26 protein-coding genes are annotated in these 24,423 nt (G+C 72.4%); 13 read left to right on the top strand and 13 right to left on the bottom strand.

Annotated features, from left to right (window positions below):
* Window positions 1-39 precede the first annotated feature (39 nt).
* Window positions 40-1,233 (bottom strand): FAD-dependent monooxygenase, encoded by a 1,194-nt coding sequence (locus tag ACIBG6_RS00285; RefSeq protein WP_399220198.1) that lies wholly within the window; start codon window positions 1,231-1,233, stop codon window positions 40-42.
* A gap of 102 nt (window positions 1,234-1,335) precedes the next feature.
* Between ACIBG6_RS00285 and ACIBG6_RS00280 the strand changes: the two genes are divergently transcribed.
* The 3 genes from ACIBG6_RS00280 to ACIBG6_RS00270 all read left to right on the top strand — a co-directional run bounded on the left by ACIBG6_RS00280 (window position 1,336) and on the right by ACIBG6_RS00270 (window position 3,196).
* Window positions 1,336-1,986, top strand: coding sequence for a TetR/AcrR family transcriptional regulator (locus ACIBG6_RS00280; protein WP_399220197.1), 651 nt, complete (start codon window positions 1,336-1,338; stop codon window positions 1,984-1,986).
* 64 nt (window positions 1,987-2,050) lie between these two features.
* On the top strand, window positions 2,051-2,578 hold the full coding sequence (locus ACIBG6_RS00275; protein ID WP_399220196.1) for a DinB family protein: 528 nt from the start codon (window positions 2,051-2,053) through the stop codon (window positions 2,576-2,578).
* A 105-nt stretch (window positions 2,579-2,683) separates the two neighbouring features.
* The gene (locus tag ACIBG6_RS00270) at window positions 2,684-3,196 is read left to right on the top strand and encodes a hypothetical protein (protein WP_399220195.1); all 513 of its coding nucleotides are present in this window, start codon (window positions 2,684-2,686) and stop codon (window positions 3,194-3,196) included.
* Between the two features lie 134 nt (window positions 3,197-3,330).
* On the opposite strand, the gene ACIBG6_RS00265 is transcribed toward ACIBG6_RS00270, so the two are convergent.
* From ACIBG6_RS00265 to ACIBG6_RS00235, 7 genes are all read right to left on the bottom strand, one after another.
* Entirely contained in the window at window positions 3,331-3,804 is a 474-nt protein-coding gene (locus ACIBG6_RS00265) for a hypothetical protein (RefSeq protein WP_399220194.1), read from the bottom strand.
* A 70-nt stretch (window positions 3,805-3,874) separates the two neighbouring features.
* Complete coding sequence (ung, locus tag ACIBG6_RS00260) at window positions 3,875-4,558, bottom strand: uracil-DNA glycosylase (protein ID WP_399220193.1); 684 nt, start codon at window positions 4,556-4,558, stop codon at window positions 3,875-3,877.
* Window positions 4,559-4,645: 87 nt separating this feature from the next.
* Window positions 4,646-6,223 carry an ABC transporter substrate-binding protein gene (locus ACIBG6_RS00255; protein ID WP_399220192.1) on the bottom strand — a complete coding sequence of 526 codons (1,578 nt, stop codon included), beginning with the start codon at window positions 6,221-6,223 and terminating at the stop codon, window positions 4,646-4,648.
* 148 nt (window positions 6,224-6,371) lie between these two features.
* A complete protein-coding gene (locus ACIBG6_RS00250; RefSeq protein ID WP_399220191.1) occupies window positions 6,372-7,139 on the bottom strand; it encodes an SDR family oxidoreductase in 768 nt (255 codons plus the stop codon).
* 29 nt (window positions 7,140-7,168) lie between these two features.
* Window positions 7,169-7,930, bottom strand: coding sequence for a 3-oxoacyl-ACP reductase FabG (fabG, locus tag ACIBG6_RS00245; RefSeq protein WP_125743463.1), 762 nt, complete (start codon window positions 7,928-7,930; stop codon window positions 7,169-7,171).
* 188 nt (window positions 7,931-8,118) lie between these two features.
* Entirely contained in the window at window positions 8,119-8,502 is a 384-nt protein-coding gene (locus ACIBG6_RS00240) for a DUF3037 domain-containing protein (RefSeq protein WP_399220190.1), read from the bottom strand.
* Complete coding sequence (locus ACIBG6_RS00235) at window positions 8,499-9,344, bottom strand: HipA family kinase (RefSeq protein ID WP_399220189.1); 846 nt, start codon at window positions 9,342-9,344, stop codon at window positions 8,499-8,501. Before ACIBG6_RS00235 ends, ACIBG6_RS00240 begins: the two co-directional genes overlap by 4 nt.
* Before the next feature lie 224 nt (window positions 9,345-9,568).
* On the opposite strand from ACIBG6_RS00235, the gene ACIBG6_RS00230 reads away from it, so the two are divergent.
* The 4 genes from ACIBG6_RS00230 (at window position 9,569) to ACIBG6_RS00215 (ending at window position 12,492) form a co-directional block, all read left to right on the top strand.
* Entirely contained in the window at window positions 9,569-10,057 is a 489-nt protein-coding gene (locus tag ACIBG6_RS00230) for a DUF1269 domain-containing protein (RefSeq protein ID WP_399220188.1), read from the top strand.
* A gap of 107 nt (window positions 10,058-10,164) precedes the next feature.
* Entirely contained in the window at window positions 10,165-11,259 is a 1,095-nt protein-coding gene (locus ACIBG6_RS00225; RefSeq protein WP_399220187.1) for a chemotaxis protein, read from the top strand.
* Window positions 11,260-11,296: 37 nt separating this feature from the next.
* Window positions 11,297-11,938, top strand: coding sequence for a hypothetical protein (locus tag ACIBG6_RS00220; RefSeq protein WP_399220186.1), 642 nt, complete (start codon window positions 11,297-11,299; stop codon window positions 11,936-11,938).
* Window positions 11,939-11,985: 47 nt separating this feature from the next.
* Window positions 11,986-12,492: a DUF1269 domain-containing protein gene (locus ACIBG6_RS00215; protein WP_399220185.1), complete on the top strand. Its 507-nt coding sequence runs from the start codon at window positions 11,986-11,988 to the stop codon at window positions 12,490-12,492.
* Between the two features lie 94 nt (window positions 12,493-12,586).
* On the opposite strand, the gene ACIBG6_RS00210 is transcribed toward ACIBG6_RS00215, so the two are convergent.
* Together ACIBG6_RS00210 and ACIBG6_RS00205 are read right to left on the bottom strand one after the other, a co-directional pair.
* Window positions 12,587-13,855, bottom strand: a complete 1,269-nt coding sequence (locus ACIBG6_RS00210) for an arginine deiminase (RefSeq protein WP_399220184.1) — start codon at window positions 13,853-13,855, stop codon at window positions 12,587-12,589.
* A 35-nt stretch (window positions 13,856-13,890) separates the two neighbouring features.
* Window positions 13,891-15,351, bottom strand: a complete 1,461-nt coding sequence (locus tag ACIBG6_RS00205; RefSeq protein WP_399220183.1) for a basic amino acid/polyamine antiporter — start codon at window positions 15,349-15,351, stop codon at window positions 13,891-13,893.
* Window positions 15,352-15,631: 280 nt separating this feature from the next.
* Here ACIBG6_RS00205 and ACIBG6_RS00200 point away from each other — a divergent pair, with 280 nt between their 5' ends.
* On the top strand, window positions 15,632-17,887 hold the full coding sequence (locus tag ACIBG6_RS00200) for an alpha-N-acetylglucosaminidase (RefSeq protein ID WP_399220182.1): 2,256 nt from the start codon (window positions 15,632-15,634) through the stop codon (window positions 17,885-17,887).
* Between the two features lie 28 nt (window positions 17,888-17,915).
* Window positions 17,916-18,623: an adenosylcobinamide amidohydrolase gene (locus ACIBG6_RS00195; protein ID WP_399220181.1), complete on the top strand. Its 708-nt coding sequence runs from the start codon at window positions 17,916-17,918 to the stop codon at window positions 18,621-18,623.
* A 66-nt stretch (window positions 18,624-18,689) separates the two neighbouring features.
* Here the strand turns inward: ACIBG6_RS00195 and ACIBG6_RS00190 are convergent, their stop codons facing one another.
* The gene (locus ACIBG6_RS00190; protein WP_399220180.1) at window positions 18,690-19,346 is read right to left on the bottom strand and encodes an alpha/beta fold hydrolase; all 657 of its coding nucleotides are present in this window, start codon (window positions 19,344-19,346) and stop codon (window positions 18,690-18,692) included.
* Between the two features lie 189 nt (window positions 19,347-19,535).
* On the opposite strand from ACIBG6_RS00190, the gene ACIBG6_RS00185 reads away from it, so the two are divergent.
* The 3 genes from ACIBG6_RS00185 (at window position 19,536) to ACIBG6_RS00175 (ending at window position 22,251) form a co-directional block, all read left to right on the top strand.
* Window positions 19,536-20,828, top strand: a complete 1,293-nt coding sequence (locus tag ACIBG6_RS00185; RefSeq protein WP_399220178.1) for an NAD(P)/FAD-dependent oxidoreductase — start codon at window positions 19,536-19,538, stop codon at window positions 20,826-20,828.
* Window positions 20,825-21,730, top strand: coding sequence for an RNA polymerase sigma-70 factor (locus ACIBG6_RS00180; RefSeq protein WP_399220177.1), 906 nt, complete (start codon window positions 20,825-20,827; stop codon window positions 21,728-21,730). The genes ACIBG6_RS00185 and ACIBG6_RS00180 overlap by 4 nt, the downstream gene beginning before the upstream one ends.
* A gap of 116 nt (window positions 21,731-21,846) precedes the next feature.
* Window positions 21,847-22,251 carry a Rieske (2Fe-2S) protein gene (locus ACIBG6_RS00175; protein WP_399220176.1) on the top strand — a complete coding sequence of 135 codons (405 nt, stop codon included), beginning with the start codon at window positions 21,847-21,849 and terminating at the stop codon, window positions 22,249-22,251.
* Here the strand turns inward: ACIBG6_RS00175 and ACIBG6_RS00170 are convergent.
* Entirely contained in the window at window positions 22,238-22,918 is a 681-nt protein-coding gene (locus ACIBG6_RS00170) for a cysteine hydrolase (RefSeq protein WP_399220174.1), read from the bottom strand. The two genes, ACIBG6_RS00175 and ACIBG6_RS00170, sit on opposite strands and share 14 nt — an antisense overlap.
* A 76-nt stretch (window positions 22,919-22,994) precedes the next feature.
* On the opposite strand from ACIBG6_RS00170, the gene ACIBG6_RS00165 reads away from it, so the two are divergent.
* Entirely contained in the window at window positions 22,995-23,453 is a 459-nt protein-coding gene (locus tag ACIBG6_RS00165; protein ID WP_399220173.1) for a pyridoxamine 5'-phosphate oxidase family protein, read from the top strand.
* 52 nt (window positions 23,454-23,505) lie between these two features.
* Here ACIBG6_RS00165 and ACIBG6_RS00160 read toward each other — a convergent pair whose 3' ends face one another.
* Complete coding sequence (locus tag ACIBG6_RS00160) at window positions 23,506-24,408, bottom strand: LysR family transcriptional regulator (protein WP_399220171.1); 903 nt, start codon at window positions 24,406-24,408, stop codon at window positions 23,506-23,508.
* Between the last annotated feature and the right edge of the window lie 15 nt (window positions 24,409-24,423).

Genomic DNA, 24,423 nt, shown 5'->3' with positions numbered 1-24,423 from the left:
CACCGGCCGCGCTCGCGCGGGCCGTTCGCGCCGGTCAGCTTACGCGGACCGGGCGGGGGCCACCGGCGGGCGCCAGTCGGCGATGCCGTCGAAACCGCGCAGCATCAGTCCCGGGCCGAAGCGGGAGACGGCGCCGACGAGCGTGGAGCGCAGGGCGACCGCGGGGCGGGCCGAGAGCATGGTCACCGCTCCGGTGCGGGCCGCCTTGCGGACGATGGCGGTGGTGCGCGGCAGCCGGTCGGCGGTGTACGCGGCGAGCGCGCGGCCCGGAGCGAAGCCGGGCGCGGAGCGGGCGTGATGGGCGAGGACGACGGCGTCCTCGATGGCCTGGTTCCCGCCCTGGCCGAGGCTCGGCATCATCGCGTGCGCGGCGTCGCCGAGGAGCGCGACCCGGCCCCGGTGGAAGGCGGGCAGCGGGTCGGGCAGGTGGTGGACGTCGTGGCGCAGGACCTGGCCGGGGTCGACGGCCGCGAGGATCTCGGGGACGGGGTGGTGCCAGTCGCCGAAGAGGCGCAGGAGTTCGGCCTTCTCGTCGTCGGGGGCACGGCCGCCCGCGGGGGCGGCGGCCATGGCGTACGCGTAGATCCGGCCGTCCTTGAGGGGCTGGGTGCCCCAGAGGCGTCCGGCGCCCCAGGTCTCGTGCGGGGCGAAGGGCCGTGCGGGGGCGGGGACGACGACCCGCCAGGTGGTGCAGCCGGCGTACCGGGGTCCGGGGTGCTCGGGGAAGAGCACATGGCGGGCCGCGGACCGGATGCCGTCGGCGGCGACGACGAGTTCGGCCTCGATCGCGCCGTCCGGGGTGGTCAGCCGGGCGGGGCGCAGGTCGTCGCCGGGGTCGGCGAGCGTGGCGGCCGCTCCGGTGCGGACGGTGCCCTCGGGGAGGGCCGAGGCGAGGATCTCGACGAGGGTGGCGCGGTGGAGGAGGACCAGCGGCCCGCCGAAGCGCTCGGTGGCGGCCTGGGCGTTCGTCCGGGCGAGCCAGCGGCCGTCGGGGGCGCGCATGCCGCCGTCGCCCTGCCAGGCGGCGAGGTCGCGGACGCGGTCGCCGAGACCGATGACGTCCAGGGCGCGCTGGGAGTTGGGGGCGAGGCCGATGCCGGCGCCGACGGGGGCGAGGCCGGCGGCGCGTTCCAGGACGGTGACCTGCCAGCCCTCGCGGTGCAGGGCGACGGCGGCGGTGAGACCGCCGATTCCGGCTCCGACGACGACGGCGCGGTGCTGTTGCTGCGGCATGACTGCTCCCCGGAGTACGCAACTACAGATGTAGTAAGTCCGACACCACGACCGTACTACAGGTGTAGTCAGGCAGGTAGTGGGCGGTAGTAGGTTGGCCCCATGAGCGCACCGACCGCCCCCGTCCCGGACACCCCCGCATCGCGCGCCTCCCGCGCCGAGCGGATCGGCGACGCCGCCCTCGACCTCCTCGTCGAGCGCGGCATGCGGGGCCTGACGCATCGCGCCGTGGACGAACGCGCCGGACTGCCGCAGGGGTCGACCTCGAATCACGCCCGCACCCGTCAGGCGCTCCTGGAGACGGCCGTACGCCGCCAGGTCCACTGGGAGGCGCGTGTGCTCACACCGGACGAGCTGCCGGGCAGCAGCGGCCCGGACGCCCCGGGCGGCGCCGGCACGCCCCCGACCGCCGACGCCCTCGTGGACGCGCTCGCCCTCGCCCTGCACCGCTATCTCACGGACCACCGCGCGCTGCTCGTCTCCCGCTACGAACTCGCCCTTGAGGCCACCCGCCGCCCCGAGCTCCGCGCCTTCTTCGACGCCGCGGGCTCCGCCTTCCGCGGCCCGCTGGTCGCGATGATGACGGCGGCCGGCTCACCGGCGCCCGAGCGGCACGCGCTCTCCCTGATCGCCTGGTGCGAGGGCCTGATGTTCTCCTGCGCCGCGGGTTCCTTCCACGCCGCCGTGCCCAGCCGCGCGGAACTGCGCACCTGCTTCGACGAGTTGCTACGGGGCATGCTCGGCACCGCCTAGCGGGTCCGGGGCGCCGCCCGAAAGGGCTGGCGGCGGCCCGTGATCATGAGGGACGATGCCGCGCATGACCACCCAACGCATCGAATCCGTCCCCCGCGTCGACCCGTCCACGACCTCGGGCGAGCGCGAGGCCCTGGAGCAGTGGCTCGACTTCCATCGCGCGACCCTCGCGATGAAGTGCGAGGGGCTCGACGACGCCCAGCTGCGCACCCCCTCCGCTCCGCCGTCCGACCTCAACCTGCTGGGGCTCGTCCGGCACATGGCCGAAGTCGAGCGCGGCTGGTTCCGCCGCGTCCTGGCCGGCGAGGAGGCGGACTGGATCTACTCGACCGAGGAGGACCGGGACCGGGACGTCCACGCCACGGACGAGGACACCTACGAGGAGGCCTACGCCACCTGGCAGGGCGAGATCGCCCACGCGCGCACCCTGGCCGCCCCGTACGGCCTCGACGACTTCGGCGTGGGCAAGCACCGCACCGGGCGGACCTTCAACCTCCGCTGGATCTACCTGCACATGATCGAGGAGTACGCCCGCCACAACGGCCACGCGGACCTGATCCGGGAACGGCTCGACGGCGCCACCGGCGACTGAGGACCGTCCCGCGGGTCAAGGCCGGTCCCGCGACGGCTCACCCGTGCGGGGCATTCCCCACCGGTAGGGGCGCGAAGATCGCCGCCGGACCAGCAGAGTGGCGCGGTGCATGGAACCCGAACCACAGCGAAGATCCTGGTCGGGGCGGCGGTCGCCGCCCTGACGGGGTGCGCCTCGGTGGACGCCCCGCCGACGGCGCCCGCCCCCGCGCCCGTCGCGGAGAGCTCCGTCCGCCCGGCCCAGGAAGTGGCGCCGCAGATCGTCGAGGGCCCGGCCCGCGAAGCCCTCGAAGCGGCGCTGCCCGCTCCCCCGCCCTCCGCCGCGCCGCCGCCGTCCGCCGCGCCGCGCGCGACACCCGTACCCGTATCCGCACCCGAGAGGCACCGGCGAACGGCCGCCCCGCCGAGCCCGCCGGCGCCGCGCCCCACCGCCACACCCCGGCACCGTGAGACACGCCCGGAGCCCTGGCCCGCCGTCCCCGAACTGCCGGGTCTTGCGGAGCTGCCGAAGGAACCGCCGCGCTCCCGGGCGGACGTCTGCGACCTGGGCGAGCGGTACGGGGGCTGGGACCCCGGCAGTGATCAGGCCAGGATCTGCCACGGCACGCACGGCCGGTGAGCCACCCGGACCACCCGACGCCCGCCCGCACGCCCGGTCACCCGACCGGTCACGCGCCCGGCGGCACTCCAGGTAACCCACCCGGCCGCACACCCCGCGACGCACCGCGTTCACGCGCCCGGCCACCCCGCACCTCACATGGCCCGCAGCCGCAGCTCCAGACGCTCGATCGCGGCCCGTACCCCGTTTCCGTAGCCGTCGTCGTCGAGCGTGTCCGACGCCGCGCGGGCCCGGTCCAGATGGACCCGCGCGGCGTCCGGCCGCTGGAGCTTGACGTAGTCGGCGGCGAGGTTGAGGTGGAGCGAGGGGTACAGCGCCCGCAGCGCCACGGCCGAGTCGTGCGCCGCGAGCCGCTCCTCCGCGAGCCCCTCGGCCGCGCCCAGCGCGCGCAGGTCCCAGGCCAGCTCGGTGTCGGGGTCGTCCTGGGCGTCGGCCATGTAGTGGGCGAGGGTGCAGCGGTGCAGTGGGTCCCCGTCGGGTCCGATCTGCTGCCACAGCACCCCGAAGCGGTTGCGGGCCTCCTCGCGGTCGCCACCGTGCAGCAGCATCATGGCCTGCCCGATCCTGGTCATGACCCCGTCGTCCGCCGCCTGCTGCTGCTCGGTCACGCCGACCTCCACCCGCTCACCCAATGGGAGAGCCGACGCTAGCCGCACCCGGCCCCGATCCGGCCGAGGCTCAGCCGAGGTCCGGGATCCGCCAGTCGATCGGGTCGTGTCCCTGGGCCGCGACGGCCTCGTCGATCTGGCTGAAGGGCCGCGAACCGAAGAACTTCTTCGCCGACAGGGGCGAGGGGTGGGCCCCCTTCACGACGACGTGCCGCTCCTCGTCGATGAGCGGCAGCTTCTTCTGCGCGTAGTTGCCCCACAGGACGAAGACGGCGGGGTCGGGCCGCGAGGCGACGGCGGTGATCACGGCGTCCGTGAACTTCTCCCAGCCCTTGCCCTTGTGCGAGTTCGCCTCGCCGGAGCGGACCGTCAGGACCGCGTTGAGCAGCAGGACGCCCTGCTCGGCCCACGGCATCAGATAGCCGTTGTCCGGGACCGGGTGGCCCAGCTCCGCCTGCATCTCCTTGTAGATGTTCCGCAGGGAGGGCGGGGTCTTCACGCCGGGGCGGACGGAGAAGCAGAGGCCGTGCCCCTGCCCCTCGCCGTGGTACGGGTCCTGACCGAGGATCAGGACCTTGACCTTGTCGTACGGGGTGGCGTCGAGGGCGGCGAAGACCTCGTCCTTCGGGGGGAAGACCGGTCCCCTGGCGCGCTCCTCCTCGACGAACTCGGTGAGCTGCGCGAAGTACGGCTTCTGCAGCTCCTCGCCGAGAACACCCCGCCAGGACTCGGGCAGCATGCTGGTGTCGGTCACGGTCAACAACCTCCGGTGGACGTTCCTGTCTACGTCCGAGAACCTACCGGGGGCCACTGACAGTGGCCCCCACAGGCCTTCTCCCTGCTACCAGCTGGCCCGGCGGTGCAGTTCCCACAGCTGCATGACCGTCTGCGGGTCGAGGGCGCGCTCGCCGCCGCCGATGTCCTCACCGGCCGCGATGTACAGCTTGCCCTGCCACAGGGGCAGCAGCCGGACGTCCTGGACCATGATCTCCTGGGCCTCGACGAACTCGTCCGTGACGGTCCCGCGGTCGCTCTCTCGGCGGGACTTCGGGAGCAGTTCGCCGGTGATCCGCTCGCTCACGTACGGCGTGCCGAGGACGTTCTCCTTGCCCAGGAAGGGGGCGACGAAGTTGTCCGGGTCCGGGAAGTCGGGGAACCAGCCACGACCGAAGACCGGGTACTCGCCCGCCTGGTAGCCCGCCTGGAACTCCTTCCAGGGCTTCCCGTGCAGCTCGACCTCGAAGAGCTTGGACTCCTCCAGCTGCCGCTTCAGCTCGGTGAACTCGGCGGCCGTCGAGGATCCGTACCGGTCCGTCGTGTACCAGAAGTCCATCTTCACGGGCGTCTCGACGCCGGCGTCCTTGAGGATCTTCTTCGCCTTCGGGACGCTCGGCATGCCGTAGCGGTCGAAGAACTTGGTGGTGTGGGCGGCGATGCCCTTGGGAACCATCGAGTACAGGGGCTCGGCGGTGCCCTGGTAGACCTTGTTGACCAGTTCGTCGCGGTCGACGAGCTGGGCGATGGCCTTGCGGACGGCCGGCTTGGCGGCCGCGGAGTCCTGGGTGTTGAAGACCAGGTAGCGGATGTCGGCGCCGGTCGACTCGACGATCTGGAGGCCCTTGTTCTCGGGCTTGTCCTCCTGGAGCGCGACGACCTCCTCGGCGGTGAGGCCGCGGTAGGTGGCGTCGATCTCGTCCTTCCGGAGCGCGGCGACCATCGCCTCGGAGTCGTCGTAGTACTTGATCGTCACGCCACCGTTCTTGCGGGCGGCGAAGCCCTTGTAGGTGGCGTTCTTGGTGAGCTCGGCCGTCTTCCGCTCGGCGTACGAGTCGAGGACGTACGGTCCCGAGCCGACGAGCTTGCCGTCCGTGCGGAGCTTGTCCGCCGGGTACTCGGCCGGGTCCACGAGCGACATCGCGGGGGTCGCGAGGACGAACGGGAAGGTGGCGTCCGACTTGTTCAGCCGGAAGACGATCGTGCGGTCGCCGACGGTCTCGATCTTGCCGAGCGAGCCGAGCATCCCGTTCGGGCCGCCCTTGTGGTTGATCGTGCGGATGCGCTCGATCGAGTGCCGGACTGCCTCAGCGTCCAGCTTGTGGCCGTTCGAGAACTTCAGCCCGTCCAGGAGCTTGCACTCGAAGACCCGGCTCGCCGTGTCGGTGAACTTGCAGTCGGCGGCGTCGGACTGCGGCGCCGTACTGCCCGTCGGGAAACTCACCAGGGTCTGGAAGACATTCCGGAAGAGCTCCCAGGAATTGTCCCAGGCGGCGGCCGGATCAAGCGTGGTGGGAGAACTCGTCGTACCGATGACGATTCTCTGATCCCCAGTGGATTCACTGTCCGAAAATACACCGCATCCGGACACCAGGGATATGGACGCAAGGGCTGCAGCGGCCTGCAGACTGGTCCGGTTGAACACGTGCACGCTCCTCGTTCAGCCACGGGTCGGCCGACGATACCGCAGCACCCCGTCAGGTCAATCGTCGAGCCTGACGGGGCACTTGCGTCATTCGGCGTATAACCGGGTCCAATCCGGACATGAATTCCGGAAAGTGTCCGGATATCGGTCAGCCGACTCCGGCGTTCAGGAAAATCCCGCCGTCGACGACGAGGGTCTGGCCGGTGATCCACTCCGACTGCCCGGAGGTCAGGAAGGCGGTGGCGCCGCCGATGTCCTCGGGCACGCCGAGCCGGCCGAGCGGATAGGCTGCCGCCGCCTCCGCCTCACGACCCTCGTACAGTGCCTGTGCGAACTTGGTCTTCACCACGGCCGGCGCGATGGCGTTGACCCGCACGAGCGGCGCGAATTCGTGCGCCAGCTGGAGGGTCAGATTCACCATCGCGGCTTTGCTCATCCCGTACGCGCCGATGAACGGCGAGGCGGAGATGGCGGCGACCGAGGCGATGTTCACGATCGCACCGCCGTGATCCTTCTGCCAGGCGTGCCAGCTCCGCTGGGCGAAACCGAGCGCGGAGATCACATTGGTCTCGAAGACCTTGCGGGCCACTCCCAGGTCCAGATCGGCGATCGGGCCGAAGACCGGGTTCGTCCCGGCGTTGTTCACCAGGAAGTCCAGACGGCCGAAGCCGTCCATGGCCGCCTCGACCGCGGCGGCCTGGTGGGCCAGGTCGTGGGCCTTGCCGGGGACGCCGATCACCCGGTCCGCTCCGAGCCGCTCGGCGGCCTCCTTGAGGGCCTCCTCGCCGCGCCCGGTGATGACGACCCGGTCGCCGCGGGCGACGAGCGCCTCGGCGATGCCGTAGCCGATGCCCCGGCTCGCGCCGGTGACGAGGGCGACCTTGCCGGAGAGCTCCGGCCTTTCCTTCGCGGTCATGTCCGCCTCCTCTCGCTGCTGCCGGAACGTCAGTTGAGCGGGCCGCCGGCCACGTACATGACCTGGCCGGAGACGAAGCCGGCGTCGTCGCCCGCGAAGAAGGCGATCGCGTTGGCGACGTCCTCGGGGCGGCCGACCCGCTGGACCGGGATCATGGAGGCGGCGGCGGCCTGGAACTCCTCGAAGCCCATGCCGACGCGCTCGGCGGTCTGCGCGGTCATCTCGGTGACGATGAAGCCGGGGGCTACGGCGTTGGCGGTGACGCCGAACTTGCCGAGCTCCTTGGCGAGCGTCTTCGTGAGGCCCTGCAGACCGGCCTTGACGGCCGAGTAGTTGGCCTGGCCTCGGTTGCCGAGCGCCGAGGAGGAGGAGAGCGAGACGATCCGGCCGAAGCCCGCGTCCACCATGTGCTTCTGACAGGCCTTCGCCATCAGGAAGGCACCCTTGAGGTGCACGTTCATGACGAGGTCCCAGTCCGACTCGGACATCTTGAAGAGCAGGTTGTCGCGGAGCACGCCGGCGTTGTTGACGAGGATCGTCGGCGCGCCGAGCTCGGCGGCGATCCGCGCGACGGCGGCCTCCACCTGGGCGCCGTCGGAGACGTCGCAGCCGACCGCGAGGGCGGTGCCGCCCGCCGCCGTGATCTTCTCGACGGTGTCCTTGCAGGCCGCCTCGTCGAGGTCGAGTACGGCGACGGCGCGGCCCTCGGCCGCCAGACGGAGCGCGGTGGCGGCGCCGATGCCTCGTGCGGCACCCGTGACGACGGCTACGCGCTGCTCGGTGGTGGACATGCTTGGTTCTCCTCGCCCTTGGATCGTCCCTGATCGCGGACGGACGGGCGTCCCGCTCACGCGTCCCGCACATGAGCGACCGCTTAGTATCGTCCGCAGAACGAGACGCTAGAAGCGATGGCACCCGGTGTCAACGGCCCACCGGGTGCACCAGCTCACTCGCCGTGGCGGAAGGGCGACCGACGGCGTCAGCGCACCAGCAGGTCGAGGAGGCGCTCGACCTCGGCCTCCGGGTCGGCGGTGAGCCCCGTGTGGACGGGACCCGGCTGCACGACCGTGGAGCGCGGCGCGATCAGCCAGCGGAAGCGCCGGCCCGCGTCGTCGCGCGCGGCCTGCCCGGCGTCGTCGCCGCCCAGGCAGATCCCCTCGACGGCGCGCAGCGCGGCGCGGACGCCGGTGACGTCCGCCGACGGATCGAGGACCGCCAGCTTGGCCTCGTCCAGGTGGGTGCGGGCGGCCACATAGGACCGGGCTCGGCAGTAGACGACCACGCCCGCGTTGAAGCACTCGCCGCGCTCGACCCGCGGCACCACGCGCAGCAGCGCGTACTCGAAGACATCGCGCTCGGTCACGTGGTGCTGCCCTTCTCGGTGGAGTGCGTCCGGGGCGCGAGGCGGTCGGCCAGCCAGCCGGGCGGCTGCTGGGGCCGGTGCTCGGTGCGGGGGCCGAGCGTGATCCGCTCGTGGATGGTGGCGGCGCGGGGCAGGAGCGCGTCGACGTAGGCCGCGCGCACCTCGTCCGTACGGGAGAAACCGGGCTCGTCGACGAGCCACTCGTCGGGCACGTCGGCGACGACCTCGGTGAGCAGCTCACGGGTGACGAGCGGCGCGAGTTCGGCGGCCGCGGCGGCGACGTCCGGCGCGAAGGGCGCCAGCGCGTGGTCGGACGCGTCGTACGGCTTGGCGGCGGAGGCCTGCGCGCCCGGCCAGTTGTGGTGCCAGATCATGGTGGCGCCGTGGTCGATGAGCCACAGGTCGCCGTGCCACACCAGCATGTTCGGGTTCCGCCAGGACCGGTCGACGTTGTTGATCACGGCGTCGAACCAGACGACCTTGCCGGCCTCCTCGGGGTCCACCTCGTACGCCAGCGGGTCGAAGCCCAGCGAGCCGGGGAGGAAGTCCATGCCCAGGTTGAGCCCGCCGCTCGCCTTGAGCAGCTCCTGGACCTCCTGGTCGGGCTCGGAGAGACCGATGACCGGGTCGAGCTGGATGGCGACGAGCTCCGGCACGCGCAGCCCGAGCCTGCGCGCGAGCTGCCCGCAGACGACCTCGGCGACGAGCGTCTTGCGGCCCTGCCCCGCGCCCGTGAACTTCATGACGTACGTACCGAGGTCGTCGGCCTCGACGATCCCGGGGAGCGAACCGCCCTCACGCAGGGGTGTGACATAGCGGGTCGCTACGACCTCTTTCAGCACTTTCCCAGGCCATCCATCTCTTCAGCCGTGCAATCCACGGTCAGCTTCCCTCCGGCATGAAGTGAGCATAGTAACCGAGGGTGATCGCGGGCGAGGGTTCCCCGAACCACCGACTCGCGAACCGTCCGATTACGGACAAACATGTCGATGGGTGGACATCAGTGCGTCCCGTGCGCCGCCGAGTCCGCCACGGGCCGGCACGGTGGAACTCTCTGGAGGTAGGGATGTCCGAACTGATCGTCATCGGCTATGACGACCGGGGCGTGGCAGACGCGGCGTTCGCCACCGTGCAGGACCTGCAGCGCGACTACGTCGTCCATCTGAACGGCCTCGCGGTCGTCTCCGTCGACGAGGACGGCCGGACCCATGTCGATACGACCAGCCGGATCGTCGGGGTGTCCGCCGCCTCCGGAGCCCTGTGGGGCGCCATTTTCGGGATCCTGTTCCTGCTTCCCGGCGTCGGTCTCGTGACGGGCGCGGCCGTGGGCGGCCTGATCGGCAGGCTCAGCAGGTCCGGCGTCGACGAGCGGTTCCGCGAGCAGGTGCGGGACCTGCTGAAGCCGGGCTCGGCTGCCGTCGTGGTCATGGCCTCGAAGATCACGGACGACAAGTTCACCGCGGCGATGCGGCCGCACGGCGGCACGGTCCTGAAGACGTCGCTCAGCGACGCGGACGAGAAGGAACTGGCCGAGCAGCTCACCGGTCCGCAGTAGCCGCCCGGCACCGGCCGCGCCCACGGTCCACCGCCGCCTCCCGCCGCCCGCCTACGCCGGTCGCGCCGCCCGTACGGCCCTCGGAACACCCTACGAAAGGCACCCTCATGCACCCCGCTCTGAGCACCGACGTGCTGGCCGCGCTGCGCCGGCCCCGCCCTTACCCGGCGGTGTCGCTCGTCATGCCGACCCACCGTCGCGAGCCGGACAACACCCAGGACCCCGTACGGCTGCGCAATCTCCTGGCCAGGGCGGAGAAGGCCCTCCAGGACGACCCGGACGTGCCCCGGGAGCGCCGCGCGGACGTGCTCGACCAGCTGGAGCGGGCCGTCACCGAGCTCGACCTCGCCCATGTGGAGGACGGGCTGGTGATCTACGCGGCGCAGGACGAGCACCACGTCTGGACCGTGGCCCGGACGGTCCCGGAGCGGGTGGTCGTCGCGGACACGTTCCTCACGCGCAACCTCGTCGCCGCCCAGGCCGCCGAACAGCCCTACTGGGCCCTGGCGGTCGCTGCCGACCGGGTGTCGCTCTGGAGCGGCGGACCGGAGCGGGCCGTCGAGTTCACGGGCGACGGCTTCCCGCTGACGCGGAGCCTGGAGGACCCCGACGCGGAACGCAAGGAACGCGTCGGCGACCTCCCGAGCACCTTCCGGGACGAGGACACCCGCACGTTCCTCCGCGAGGCCCATCAGGCGCTGCGTGCCGTCCTCGCCGCCGAGTCGCGTCCGCTGTACGTGATCGGTGAGGCGCCGGCCCTCTCGGCGCTGGAGGACACGGGCCGACTGGACCCCGGCACGATGACCGTGCAGCGCGGTGGGCTCGCGGACGGCCCGGCCGAAGCCGTACACCGGGCGGTCGAGCCGGTGCGGAGCGCGCGGGAGGAGGCCGCGGTCACCACGGTGGCCGCGGAACTGGACACGGCGCAGGGCCGGCGCGAGTTCGCCGCCGGCCTCGACGAGGTGTGGCGGGCCGCGAAGGACGGCCGGATCCGTCTGCTCGCCGTCGAGGACCACTACCGCGACGTCGTACGCGACCGCGGCGACCACCTGGAACCCGCCTCCGCCGCGGAGCCGGACACGCGGGACGACATCGTGGACGAGATCGTCGAGCGGGCCCTGGAGACGGGCGCCGAGGTGCGGTTCGTACGGGACGACGCCCTGGTCGAATCCGCCCGCATCGCCGCCGTACTGCGCTACTGACGGCGACCGCACTCACCATAGGAACGAGGTAGCCCTCTTGAACACCTCCTCATCCCCTCCGAGACGACCGGTCCGCGCCAGGGCGGCGGGCGCGGCCCTGGCCGTCGTCGCCACCGCGCTCGGCGCCGCCGCTCTCGTGTCCTGTGGCTCCGACGGCGACGACACCGGCGCTCCGACGTTCAGCGAACGCCCCACGGCACCCGACACCGCCGCGTTCTCGGGGGACCTGCCCTCCGCCGTCGCCTCGGCGGGGGAATCGGTGATCGAGTCCGCGCGCGCGGAGGCGTCGTCCGCGGCCGCGTCGGCCTCCGAGCGGGAGGCGTCCCGCAAGGCGTCGATCGGCGCCGATATCGAACGCTCCCGCCAGACGGCCGAGGACGCGCTGGAGGACGTCGAGGGCAGCGGGAACGCCCTGAGCGAGGTCGGGATGACCGGCAAGCCCCGCGCCGACACGGACGGCCGGCTCACCGTCGTCGTGAGCATCACCAACGAGACGAGCGAGCCGGCGTCCTACGCGGCCCAGGTCGACTTCCTCGACCCGTCGGGGAAGGTCGTCGAGACCCAGTTCGTCGGCGCCGAGGACCTCGCGCCGGGCGAGCGCGCACAGCCCCTGGTCATCAGCCGGCAGCCCGCGGAGCCGGTCCTGACGCCGAGGCTCACGAAGGCACAGAGGTACTGACGTCCACGTTCCCCCGCGTCGTGGGGGCCGTACCGAAGGAGAGACTCATGTCCGAACTCATCGTCATCGGCTACGACGACCACGCGGTCGCGAGGGATGCCTTCAAGACGGTCCAGAAGCTCCGCGACGACCACGTCCTCGACCTCAAGGGCCTGGCCGTCGTCCGGGTGGACGAGGAGGGCGAGACCCATGTGGACACCCCCAGGAAGAGCGAGGAGGTCGCCCTCTCCGCCACGGCCGGCGCTCTCTGGGGCCTGGTCTTCGGCATGCTCATCCTCACCCCGGGCATCGGCGTGGTGGGCGCGGCCCTCGGCGGCCTCATCGGCAAGCTGAACCAGATGGGCGTCGACGGCAGGTTCCGGAAGAAGGTCCAGGAGCTGCTGGAGCCCGGCTCGGCGGCCGTCGTCGTCATGGCCTCGAAGATCTCCGAGGACCGGTTCGCCACGGCCATGGAACCCTTCGGGGGAACGGTGCTCAAGACCTCCCTCCCGGAGGAGAGCGAGCGCGAGCTCGCGGAACAGCTCGCCGGTCCCGACGCCGGGACGGCGGCGTGAGGCGCCCCTGAACCACCGACGTACGCCGCCCCCTCCCTGCTCAGGGGAGGGGGCGGCGGCCTGCTGCGGACGACAGTGGGACGTACGCCGAAGCTCAGAAGGAGACCGCGTCGCGGATCAACGGGCAGGTCATGCAATGGCCGCCGCCGCGCCCGCGGCCGAGTTCGGCGCCGACGATGGTGATGACCTCCACCCCCGCCTTCCGCAGCAGCGTGTTGGTCTGGGTGTTGCGGTCGTAGGTGAAGACGACTCCGGGTTCGAGCGCGACGGCGTTGTTGCCGCTGTCCCACTGCTGGCGCTCGGAGGCGTAGACGTCGCCACCGGTCTCGATCACCCGGAGCGCGGGCAGGCCGAGGCCCTTGGCCACGACGTCGACGAACGGGGTGGTGCCCTCGTCGGTGATCTCCACGCCCGGCGCCTTGTCGGCGGGCCGCAGGGAGAAGGTGTGGACGGCGTCCATGATCGTCGGGTAGAGGGTGACGATGTCGCGGTCGGCGAAGGTGAAGACCGTGTCGAGGTGCATGGCCGCCCGCAGCTTCGGCATACCGGCGACGATCACGTGCTCGGCCGCGCCGTTGTCGAAGAGCGCGGCGGCCACCTGGGTGATGGCCTGGCGGGAGGTGCGCTCGCTCATGCCCATGAGGACGACGCCGTTGCCGACGGGCATGATGTCGCCGCCCTCGAACGTGGCCTGTCCCCAGTCCTGTTCGGGGTCGCCCCACCACACGGTCGAGCTCGTGAAGTCGGGGTGGAACGCGTAGATCGCCTTCATGAGGAGGGTCTCGCCGTGGCGGGCGGGCCAGTACAGCGGGTTCAGGGTGACGCCGCCGTAGAGCCAGCACGTGGTGTCGCGGGTGTAGAGCGTGTTCGGCAGCGGCGGCATCAGGTACTCCCGCGCCCCCACGCCTTCCCGGGCCAGGGCCACGTACCCGGAGCGGAAGTCGTCCGGCAGGTCCGCGGTGGACAGTCCGCCGATGAGGAACTCCGCCAGCGCGCCGGGGGCGAGGGAGTCGAGGAAGGCCCGGGTGTCGTCGACCAGCCCGAGTCCGACCTCGTTGGGGACGATCTTCCGGTCGAGGAGCCAGTCCTTGGCCGCCGGGATCGCCATGGTCTCGGCGAGCAGTTCGTGCAGTTCGACGACCTCGACCCCCCGCTGGGTGAGCTTGTTGACGAAGTCCGCGTGGTCGCGCTGGGCGTTCTCCACCCACATGACGTCGTCGAAGAGCAGGTCGTCGGAGTTGGTCGGCGTCAACCGCCGGTGCGCGAGGCCGGGGGAACAGACGAGGACCTTGCGGAGGCGTCCGACTTCCGAGTGGACACCGAAGGCGGACGGGGCGGCGGGACGGGTGTCAGCGGCGGTCATGGTCGGCCTTTCCGATACGGCGGTGGGACGGTGGGTCAGAGTTCGATCCAGCCCGCGGCGAGAGCGACGACGCCGACGACCGCTCCGGCGACGGAGACGGCGCAGATGACGGCCTCCCTCGGGGAGAAGAGGCGTCGGCTCTGCTCGCGGCGGGCCTTGACGAACAGGAACGTGGCCGGGGCGTAGATGATGAAGGAGACGAGGACGAACTTGAGGCCGGCCGCGTAGAGCAGGAACGCGGTGTAGAGCGTGGCGAGGAGGGCGACGAAGAGTTCCCGCCGGGTGGTGCGGCCCTCCGCCTTCTCCTGCGCGGGCCGCAGCGCGATCTTCACGGCGAAGCCGGCGGCCAGCAGGAAGGGGATCAGGCTCAGCGAGCTGGTGAGGTCGAGGGCGAAGTTGAACGCGTCGTCGGAGAACGCCGTGACGACCAGGACGACCTGACTGAGGGCCGTCGTCATGAGCAGTGCGGGTACGGGGACGTCGTCGCCGCTGGACCGGCCGAGGAAGCGCGGCATGTCGTCGTCCTTGGCGGCGACGAAGAGCACCTCGGCCGCCATCAGGGTCCAGGCCAGATAGGCCCCGAGGACCGAGATGATCAGGCCGACGCTGACGAACACCTTGCCCCAGGTGCCGACCGCCGCCTCCAGGACGCCGGCCATGGACGGCTGGCGGAGCTCGGCGATCTCGGCCATCGGCAGGATGCCGTACGACACGATGGTGACCGAGGCGAAGATCGCGAAGACGCTGAGGAACCCCAGGACGGTGGCCCGCCCCACGTCCTCCCGGCGTTTGGCGTGCCGGGAGTAGACGCTGGCGCCCTCCACGCCGAGGAAGACGAACACGGTGGCCAGCATCGTGCCGCGGACCTGGTTGAAGAGGGATCCGGCGTAGTCCGCGCCGCCGAAGTTGTCGGCGAAGACGGACGGTTCGAAGCAGAACAGCGCCAGGATGATGAAGACGATGATGGGGACGAGCTTGGCGACGGTCACGATCCTGTTGATCGCCGTCGCCTCCTTGACGCCGCGGCGGATGAGGAGGAAGAAGCCCCAGAGGCCCGCGGAGGACAGGATGATCGCCAGGGCCGTGTCGCCGTCGCCGAGGGCGGGCGCGATCGCGCCGATCGTCGACATGATCAGCACCCAGTACGTGACGTTGCCGACGCAGGCGCTCGCCCAGTAGCCGAAGGCCGAGAAGAACCCGAGGTACTCGCCGAAGCCCGCCTTCGCGTACGCGTAGACGCCGGCGTCCAGGTCGGGCCTCCGTACCGCGAGGGTCTGGAAGACGAAGGCGAGCATCAGCATGCCGACGCCCGCGACCGCCCAGGCGATCAGCGCGCCCGCGACGCCCGTCTCCTGGGCGAACCGTCGGGGCAGGGAGAACACGCCGGCGCCGACCATGGAGCCGACGACCATCGCGGTCAGCGTCAGGAGGGTCAGTTTGGCGACGGGTGGCGAGCCGACGGGGCTGGTCTCGGTACGGGGATCAGCAGGTTTCATCACGTGCCCTCGCAGACGTGCTCGATCGCCCCGGCAGTTTTCGGACCCCTCACAAGGCGCCCATGGCGCGAAAGGAAAATCTAATCCGGTACGTACCTTTTGTCCTGGTATAGCGGGCATGTCTGCCGACTGTCCCCACGATCGGCGTGCGCCCGCGAGGATGAGCACCGGCCGGTCCGCGGCTGCGCCTGCGTCCCTGTGGGCGCGAGCGGCCCGACACTGAGCGCACGCTTTCGTCGTCCTCCTCGGTCCGGGGGGCCTTCCCCGATCAGGGAGCCGGATGGCCAGTCGTCTGATCCTTCGATGCCGTCACGCCCTCGCCGTCGTCGCGCTCGCCACCCTGACGGCGGTCTCCCCCGCCGCCACGGCGCCCGCGCCCGCCGTGACGACGGCCGCGCCCGCCCCCGGGCCACCCGCTCCACAACCAGCCGTGCCACCAGCCTTCGATCCTGCGCCCGCCCGGGCGAGTCTGGAGCGTCTGCTGCCGTCCGTGGCCGGGCAGTTCCACCTCGTCGCGGTCGACAAGCCCGCCTCCGGCGACTACTTCTCCCTCTCGGGGACGGCCGGGGCGATCCGGGTGCGCGGCACCTCGCCGGCCACGCTGCTCACCGGGGTGGGCTGGTATCTGGAGCGCATCGCGGGGGTCGACATCGGATGGCCGGGCGACAGCCTCGGCCGGCTGCCGTCCACGCTCCCCGAGGTCACCGGCACCGTCACCCGCAGGGCGACCGTGCCTCACCGGTACGCCCTGAACGACACCGACGAGGGGTACTCCGGCGCGTACCGCGACTTCGCCACGTACCGGCACGAGATCGACCTGATGGCGCTGCACGGCGTGAACGAGGTCTTCGTGCCGACCGGGGGCGAGTACCCGTACTACCGCGCTCTCCAGCGGTTCGGCTACAGCGCGGCGGAGCTGCGCGAGTGGATCCCCGGCCCGGCCCATCAGGGCTGGTGGCTGCTGCAGAACATGTCGGGCTTCGGCGGCCCGGTCTCCGCGCAGCTGATCGAGGCCCGCGCGACGCTCGGGAGCAGGATCGCGGGACACCTGCGCGCACTGGGGATGACCCCGGTGCTTCCGGGCTTCTTCGGCACGGTGCCGCCGGACTTCGCCGCCCGGAACCCCGGCGCGGTCACGGTCCCGCAGGGCACGTGGGTGGGCTTCGCCCGGCCGGACTGGCTGGACCCGACCGGCCCGGTCTTCGCGCGGTTGGCCGCGACGTACTACCACTTCCAGGAGCGGCGGTTCGGTGCCGGGGACATGTTCAAGATGGACCTCCTGCACGAGGGCGGCACTCCGGGAGCCGTCGACGTGGCGGGAGCGGCCGGGGCCGTCCAGCGGGCCCTGGAGGCGGCGCACCCCGGCGCCACCTGGGTCATGCTCGGCTGGCAGCGGAACCCCTCGGCGGCTCTCCTTAGCGGTGTGGACCGTCGCCGGGTGCTCGTCGTCGACGGTCTGTCCGACCGCTACGACGGCCTCGACCGCGCGACCCAGTGGGGTGGTACGCCCTACGCCTTCGGCGCGATCGGCAACTTCGGCGGCCACACCAGCCTGGGCGCCAACACCGGCGTCTGGGTCGACCGGTTCCACGCGTGGCTGACCGCGCCCGGCAGCGCGCTGAGCGGCATCGCCTACCTCCCGGAGGGCACCGGCGGGAACCCCGCCGCGTTCGACCTGTTCACCGAACTCGCCTGGCAGCCGGGCCCGATCGACCACCGGACCTGGTTCGCGGAGTACGCCGCCCGGCGCTACGGCGGCGCCGACCCCCACGCCGCCGCCGCGTGGGAGCAGTTGCGCATCGGCCCGTACAGCACGCGATCCGGTACGTGGAGCGAGCCGCAGGACAGCGTCTTCGCCGCGCGGCCCAGTCTGACGGCCGCCAGGGCGGCGCGCTGGAGCCCGACCGCCATGCGCTACGACGCGGCCACCGTGGAACGCGCGCTCGCCGAGCTGCTCCGGGTGGCGCCCGGGCAACGGGCCACGGACGCCTACCGCTTCGACGTGGTGGACGTGGCACGACAGGCGCTCACCAACCGCGGCCGCGTCCTCCTGCCCCGTATCAGGACCGCGTACGAGGCCGAGGACCTCGCGGGATTCCGGGAGCTGGTGGCCGACTGGAACGCCCACCTGGAGCTGCTGGGGCGGCTGGTCGCCGCCGACCGGCGGTTCCTGCTCGGTCCGTGGCTCGCCGACGCCCGCGCCTGGGGCGCCGACCGCGCCGAACGCGACCGGCTGGAGTACGACGCCCGCTCGATCCTCACCACGTGGGGCGGCCGGGGACCGAGCGAGGCGGGCGGCCTGCACGACTACGCCAACCGCGAGTGGGCCGGGCTCGTCCGGGACGTGTACGCGCCGCGCTGGGCCGCGTACTTCGCGAGTCTCGACAGCGCGCTGGTGAGGGGTACGGAGCCGGTCGCCATCGACTGGTTCGCGAGGGACGACGCCTGGGCGCACGGCAACGAGCGGTACGCGACGCGGCCGACCGGAGACCCCGTCGCCCTGGCCGGCGAGGTGCTGGCTGCCCTGACGAGGTGATCCGCGACGGCGTCTCTACTCTGGTGACGTGCTTCCCCGAACCCTGCTCGCGCGCCCGTCCCTGGCCGACGCCGCCCTGCTCACCCACACGGAACAGGGCCGGGCGTGGCCGCTCCTGGTGTGGGCCCCGGGGCCGGGCGTGCGGATGGTGTCGAGCGCGGTCCTGGGCGGGGGCATCGGGGAACGGGCGTGGGTGCTCAACGCTCAGGTCCCGCCCGGCTACGACCGGCTCGATCCCGTCGCCCACCTCGGCGCGCTGGCCTCCGGGGCCGGGCTCGAAGGACCCGGGGTGGGGCTCATGACGGCGGCCTCGGTCGAGAACCGGCGGCACGCGGAGGACGGCGGGGCCGAGGCCGTGGTCACCGCCGGGATCGGCGTACGGGGCTGGGCGGCCGTACCGGGGGCCGGCGGCGTCGTGGCGCCCCGCCCGGGGACGATCAACATCATCGTGTCGCTGCCCGCGCCGCTCACGGACGCCGCACTCGTCAACGCGGTCGCCACCGCCACCGAGGCGAAGGTGCAGGCCCTCGTCGAACTCGGCGCGGACGCCTCGGGCACGCCGACGGACGCCGTCTGCGTGGCCGCTCCCTCGCCCACCGGGAGCGACGCACGGGCATCGTCCCGCGAGCCGGCCGCCGAGGCGTTCGCCGGACCGCGGTCGCTCTGGGGGGCGCGGCTCGCGCGCGCCGTGCACCGCGCGACGTACGAGGCCTGCGCCGGCCTCCTCACCCCCTGAGAGCCGTGCTGAGTGCCGTCCTGAGCGGTGTCCTGAGTGCCGTCCTGAGCGATGTCCTGAGCGGTGTCAGCCGTGGGAGAGCAGCGCCGCCGTGAGCTCCGCCGCGCGCCGGTGCCAGAAGCCGGCGCCCCGGAGCATGGCGTGGCCGCCGGCCAGCATCGGGATGCCCGCCGCGTCCGCGCCGGCCGCCCGCGCCCTGCGGACGAAGTCCCAGGACTCGCGCGCCGAGGTGACGCGGTCGGCCTCGTCGTGCAGGAGGTAGAGGCGTCGGCCGCCGAGGTGGTCGACGGGCTCCCCGGTGGGGCACCAGGGCGCGAGGGCGACGACACCGCGGACGGCCGGGTCGCCGGCGGCGCTCAGCGCGGCGCGGCCGCCCATGGAGTGGCCGAGGAGCACGACGGGCACGGGGCCGACCCGTTCCCGCAGCCGGACGAGGGCGGCCTCGGCGTCCCGGGCGGCGTCGGCACGCGGGCCGTTCCAGCCGCGGTGGCGGTAGCGCACCTCGGCGACCAGCACGTCCCGGCCCCGGACGGCGCGGCTCACGGCGGCGGTGAAGGGCCGCATGCGCAGCGCGGGCAGATTGAGGGCGGGCGGCGGCTCCGGCCCGTCGGCGCGGCCCCCGTGGAGCAGCAGGACCGCGGCGGCGGGAACCGCGGGCGAGCTGCGGACCAGGAGGGTGCCGGGCTCGGTCGGCTTCGCGCGGCAGCAGGTCCCCGGCGTCATCGGGGATCCGCGCCGCTCGTGCGGGCCGCGTGTCCGGGTCGCCGTGCCATGGGTGCCTCCAGAAGTCGAGGGCCGCAGTCTGCCATCACGGCGCCCGCACACCCATCCGAGTGACCTGCGTCACAACATGTCACAGCTGCCGACCCGGCGGTGTCTTGTGCACGAACCGCTGGAAACGAAGGAGACACCATGACCGGGAACATCGATGTGGTCGTGATCGGCGGCGGGTACGCCGGAGTGATGGCCGCGAACCGCCTGACGCAGCGCGACGACGTGACCGTGACGCTGATCAACCCGCGCCCGGACTTCGTCGAGCGGATCCGCCTGCACCAGCTCGTCGGCGGGTCCGACGACGCGGTCGTCGCGTACACGGACGTCCTGCACCAGGGCATCGGCCTGCTGGTCGACTCCGTGACGCGGATCGACGCGGCCGGGCGCAGCGTGACGCTGGCGACCGGCGGGACCGTCCGTTACGACTACCTGGTGTACGCGGTGGGCAGCGGCAGCGCCGACCCCCGCGTGCCCGGGGCCGCCGAGTTCGCCTACCCGATCGGAGATCTGGAGGAGGCGCAGCGGCTGCGGCCGGTCCTCGACGCCGCACCGATGACCGCCCCCGTGACGGTGGTCGGCGGCGGTCCGACCGGCATCGAGACCGCCGCCGAGCTCGCCGAGGCGGGCCGCGCCGTGACGCTGGTCTGCGGGAAGGTGCTCGGCCCGTACCTGCACCGGCGCGGCCGCCGCTCGGTCGCGAAGCGGCTGGCGGCCCTCGGGGTGACCGTGGTCGAGGGCCCCGGGGCGAAGGTGACGGCCGTGACCCGCGATGCGGTACGGCTCGACGACGGCCGCACGCTGCAGAGCGCGGTGACCATCTGGACCGCGGGCTTCGGCGTGCCGGACCTGGCCGCGCGCAGCGGGCTGAGCACCGACGCCCTGGGCCGCCTGCTCACGGACGAGACGCTGACGAGCGTGGACGACGGCCGTGTCATCGCGGCCGGGGACTCGGCGGCGCCGTCGAACCTGCCGGCGCGGATGAGCTGCCAGGCCGCGACGCCGATGGGCGCGCGGGCCGCCGACACGGTCCTCAGCCGGATCGCGGGGGAAGCGCCCTCGTCTCTGAACCAGGTGTTCGCGGGCCAGTGCATCAGCCTGGGCCGGGGCGCCGGCATCTTCCAGTTCGCCCACCGGAACGACATCGCGCTGTGGTTCCACATCGGCGGTCGCACCGGCGCGAAGGTCAAGGAGATCGTGTGCAAGGGCACCGTCAAGCACCTGGCCGCAGAGGCGCACAAGCCCGGCGCGTACGGCCTGCACCGCGTCTCGGGAGGCGGCCAGCGCGAGAAGTTGCTGCAGGCCGGGCGTGACCGCGGCGCCCTGGTGGGTCATGATCACACTCCCACCGACGAAAAGGATCTTGCCGTGGATGCGTACGTGCGGGCAGAAGGCGACCTGGACCGGCCGCGAAGGAGCGAGGTGCAGGCATGAGCGGCCACTCCACCGACGCGGCGACCGAGACGTTCGTCGCCCACCGCAACCTCCTCTTCACCGTCGCCTACGAGATGCTCGGATCGGCGGCCGACGCCGAGGACGTCCTCCAGGAGACCTGGCTGCGCTGGGTCGAGGTCGATCTGGAGACGGTGAGCGACCAGCGCGCCTACCTGGTCCGGGTCACGACCCGCCAGGCGCTCAACCGGCTGCGGACCGCGAGCCGGCGCAGGGAGTCGTACGTGGGCCCGTGGCTGCCCGAGCCCATGCTCACCGCGCCGGACGTGGCCGAGGACGTGGAGCTCGCCGAGAGCGTGTCGATGGCGATGATGCTCGTCCTGGAGACGCTGGCGCCGACGGAGCGCGCCGTCTTCGTCCTGCGTGAGGTCTTCGGCTTCGAGTACGACGAGATCGCGGCCGCCGTCGACAAGACCCCCGCGGCCGTCCGGCAGATCGCGCACCGCGCGCGCCGGCACGTCGACGCCCGGCGACCGCGTCGGACGGTGTCTGCGAAAGAGACCCGGGCCGCCCTGGAGTCGTTCCGGCGCGCGTTCGAGACTGGCGACGTCCAGGGCCTGCTCGACGTCCTCGCCCCGGAGGCCGTCTACATGGGCGACGGCGGCGGGATCAAGCACGCCGCCCTGCGACCCATCCTCGGGGCCGACAAGGTGGCCCGCCTCATGGCGGGCTTCACCGGCAGGGCCGGCGGGGCCGGCTTCACGCTCTCCCTCGGCCCCACCGTGGTCAACGGCAACCCGGCGCTCCTCGTCCGCATGGACGGCGAGATCGACGGCGTGATGGCGGTCCACGTCGAGGACGCCCGCATCTCCGGCATCTACTTCGTCCGCAACCCGGAGAAGCTGTCCCACGTCGGGTCCGAGACGTCACTGACCCTGCGCTGAACTCCCGCGCCCTGGCGAGTTCGTGCGCGAAGACGCGATCCTGTGAACGGGGCACAGGTCGTACCCGTACCGTCGGGTGCCAACACACCAGTGCGCGAAGGAAAGAGGGGCAGCACATGAGCGGAGTGGCACGCAGGACGGTGGTCTCGGCGGCGGGCGCCGCGGGCCTGGCGGCGGCGCTCGCGGCCTGCGGTGGCGGCGGCACCGAGGACAAGGGCACGGAGGAGCAGGCGGGCGCCACCCTCGCGCGGACCGGCGACATTCCGGTGGGCGGCGGCAAGGTCGTCGCCGGTCAGGGCCTGGTGATCACCCAGCCGAAGGCCGGCGAGTTCCACGCCTTCTCGTCCAAGTGCACCCACGCGGGCTGCGCCGTCAGCGGGGTCAAGGACGGCGTCATCGTGTGCCCGTGCCACCAGAGCCACTTCGACGTGTCGGACGGCAGCGTGAAGTCCGGACCGGCGACCGCCCCGCTGCCGCCGATGCCGATCCAGGTGGTGGGCGACGAGATCAGCCTCGGCTGACGGAGTCCCCGGTGGGCCGTGCGCGTCTGGGCGCCTTCCAGCAGCCCAGCACCTCGTCCGTCGTCGTGATCGTGGCGACGAGCGCGAGGGTGTTGCGGATCATCGCGGGGGTGTAGTCGGCCGGCACCCCCGCGATCGCGTCCCCGGGCACGACGACCGTGTAGCCGAGGTTCACGGCGTCGAAGACCGCGTTGGGCACGGCCACGTTGGCGGAGACGCCGGTCACGATCAGTGTCCGGCAGCCGAGGTTGCGCAGGAGAGCGTCGACGTCCGTGCCCGCGAGCGGCGAGAGCCCGTGCAGGCGTCGGACCACGATGTCCTCCTCCGCGACCTCGATCGGTTCGGCGATCCGTACGGCCGTGCTGCCGCTGTGCTGCTGCACCGGCAGCCGGGCGGCGGCCCGGAAGAGGCGCGCGTTGGTGTTGGCGCCGCGTCCGTCGGGGCGCCGCTCGGCGACGGCGTGGATCACCTGGACGTCGGCCTCGTGCGCGGCGGCCACGAGCCGCGCCACGTTCCGCAGGGCGCCCGACGCGCGGGCCGCGGCGGCGAGTTCGGGCAGCGCGCTCTCCGCGCCGACGACTCCCCGCTGGCACTCGACGGTGAGCAGCACGACCCCGCCGTCCGGGCGGATCCACTCCCCGAGCCGATCTCTGGCACTCTCACCCATGGTCTCCCCTTGCCTGCGCGCGATTGGCCCTCCATGCTTTCTGACGTCTCATCAGAAATCCAGAAGGGTGCGGACGATGACCGTCGCACAGCGCCGTGGACGCCGGATCATGATGACCCCGGCCGAGCTCGACTCCTTCCTCGCCGAACAGCGCACATGCCGGGTGGCGACCGTCTCGGCCGACGGCCGCCCGCACGTGAGCGCGCTCTGGTTCGCCTGGGACGGCCGCTCGCTGTGGCTGTACTCGCTGACGCGCAGCCGCCGTTGGGCGGAGATGCGCGCCGATCCGAGGATCGCGGTGGTGGTGGACGACGGCGTGGAGTACGGCGAGCTGCGGGGCGTGGAGCTGTCGGGCACGGTCGAGTTCGTCGGCGAGGCCCCCCGTACCGGCGAGTCGTTCCCCGAACTCGACGCACCCGAACAGCTCTTCGCAGCCAAGAACTTCGGCCTGGACGCGATGCCGCACGACGGTCGCCACGCCTGGGCGAGACTGACCCCGGACGCCATCGCGTCCTGGGACTTCCGCAAGATCTAGGGGCTGTCCGGCGCCGATCGGCACGACACCCTCGGAAGGCCCCGGGCGTCCGTCAGCTTCCGAGCGGTTCGGTCGCCGCCCGCAGCGCCCCGACGACCGCCCGTACGGAGGGGCGGCGGCCCGCGTCGGCGCGCCAGGTGGCGTAGATGTGGCGCCGCATCTTCTGCCGTACGGGAACGAACACGACGCCCTCCGGCAGAGGGCGGCCGAGGCGGGGCGTCACACAGACACCGAGCCCTGCCGCGACCAGCGCCAGCTGCGTGTGGTGCTCGCCGGCGAGGTGCCCGATGCGCGGCTCGATGCCCTGCGAGCGCAGCGTGAACATCAGCCAGTCGTGACAGAACTCGCCCTCGGGCCAGGACACCCACTCCTCGTCGGCGAACTCCACCAGGTCCACCGCCTCCCGCCCGGCCAGCCGGTGCCCGGCGGGCAGCGCCACGTCGGCCGTGTCGTCCAGGAGGTGCACCCGCTCCAGGCCGCCGGGCACGGGCGCCCGCTTGTTGCTCCACTCCAGGACGATCGCGAGGTCCGCGTCACCGCGCAGCACCGCGCGCACACCCGGCTCGGGCTCCAACTCCGTCGTACGTACGCGGAGTTCGGGATGACCGGTGCGCAGCGAGGCGAGCGCGGCGGGAAAGAGCCCGCGGGCCGCCGTGGGGAAGGCCGCGAGCCGCACCTCGCCGACGACCCGGCCGCTCTGGGCCTCGATGTCGGCCTGGGCGACCTGGACCTGGGAGAGGATCCGGGCGGCGTGCTCGGCAAGCAGCAGTCCCGCGTCGGTGAGCCGCACCCCCCGGCCGTTCTTGGCGAGGAGCTGCTGGCCCACCTCGCGCTCCAGCTTGGACAGCTGCTGGGAGACTGCCGAGGTGGTGACGTGCAGCCCGTCGGCCGCGCCGCTCACCGAACCGTGCCGCGCGACGGCGTCGAGGGTCCGCAGGCGCTCCAGATTCAACATGTAAGCAATACTAAG

The organism is Streptomyces sp. NPDC050842 (assembly GCF_044456565.1).
Classification (GTDB): domain Bacteria; phylum Actinomycetota; class Actinomycetes; order Streptomycetales; family Streptomycetaceae; genus Streptomyces.
Note: the sequence above shows the minus strand (reverse complement) of the source record. Positions and strands in the feature narration are given on the sequence as shown.

Coding starts and splice junctions, on each gene's coding strand:
- ACIBG6_RS00285 (WP_399220198.1), bottom strand. CDS start 1,233: ATGCCGCAGCAACAGCACCGCGCCGTCGTCGTCGGAGCCGGAATCGGC.
- ACIBG6_RS00280 (WP_399220197.1), top strand. CDS start 1,336: ATGAGCGCACCGACCGCCCCCGTCCCGGACACCCCCGCATCGCGCGCC.
- ACIBG6_RS00275 (WP_399220196.1), top strand. CDS start 2,051: ATGACCACCCAACGCATCGAATCCGTCCCCCGCGTCGACCCGTCCACG.
- ACIBG6_RS00250 (WP_399220191.1), bottom strand. CDS start 7,139: ATGACCGCGAAGGAAAGGCCGGAGCTCTCCGGCAAGGTCGCCCTCGTC.
- fabG (WP_125743463.1), bottom strand. CDS start 7,930: ATGTCCACCACCGAGCAGCGCGTAGCCGTCGTCACGGGTGCCGCACGA.
- ACIBG6_RS00230 (WP_399220188.1), top strand. CDS start 9,569: ATGTCCGAACTGATCGTCATCGGCTATGACGACCGGGGCGTGGCAGAC.
- ACIBG6_RS00225 (WP_399220187.1), top strand. CDS start 10,165: ATGCACCCCGCTCTGAGCACCGACGTGCTGGCCGCGCTGCGCCGGCCC.
- ACIBG6_RS00215 (WP_399220185.1), top strand. CDS start 11,986: ATGTCCGAACTCATCGTCATCGGCTACGACGACCACGCGGTCGCGAGG.
- ACIBG6_RS00210 (WP_399220184.1), bottom strand. CDS start 13,855: ATGACCGCCGCTGACACCCGTCCCGCCGCCCCGTCCGCCTTCGGTGTC.
- ACIBG6_RS00205 (WP_399220183.1), bottom strand. CDS start 15,351: ATGAAACCTGCTGATCCCCGTACCGAGACCAGCCCCGTCGGCTCGCCA.
- ACIBG6_RS00200 (WP_399220182.1), top strand. CDS start 15,632: ATGGCCAGTCGTCTGATCCTTCGATGCCGTCACGCCCTCGCCGTCGTC.
- ACIBG6_RS00190 (WP_399220180.1), bottom strand. CDS start 19,346: ATGACGCCGGGGACCTGCTGCCGCGCGAAGCCGACCGAGCCCGGCACC.
- ACIBG6_RS00185 (WP_399220178.1), top strand. CDS start 19,536: ATGACCGGGAACATCGATGTGGTCGTGATCGGCGGCGGGTACGCCGGA.
- ACIBG6_RS00180 (WP_399220177.1), top strand. CDS start 20,825: ATGAGCGGCCACTCCACCGACGCGGCGACCGAGACGTTCGTCGCCCAC.
- ACIBG6_RS00175 (WP_399220176.1), top strand. CDS start 21,847: ATGAGCGGAGTGGCACGCAGGACGGTGGTCTCGGCGGCGGGCGCCGCG.
- ACIBG6_RS00170 (WP_399220174.1), bottom strand. CDS start 22,918: ATGGGTGAGAGTGCCAGAGATCGGCTCGGGGAGTGGATCCGCCCGGAC.
- ACIBG6_RS00165 (WP_399220173.1), top strand. CDS start 22,995: ATGACCGTCGCACAGCGCCGTGGACGCCGGATCATGATGACCCCGGCC.
- ACIBG6_RS00160 (WP_399220171.1), bottom strand. CDS start 24,408: ATGTTGAATCTGGAGCGCCTGCGGACCCTCGACGCCGTCGCGCGGCAC.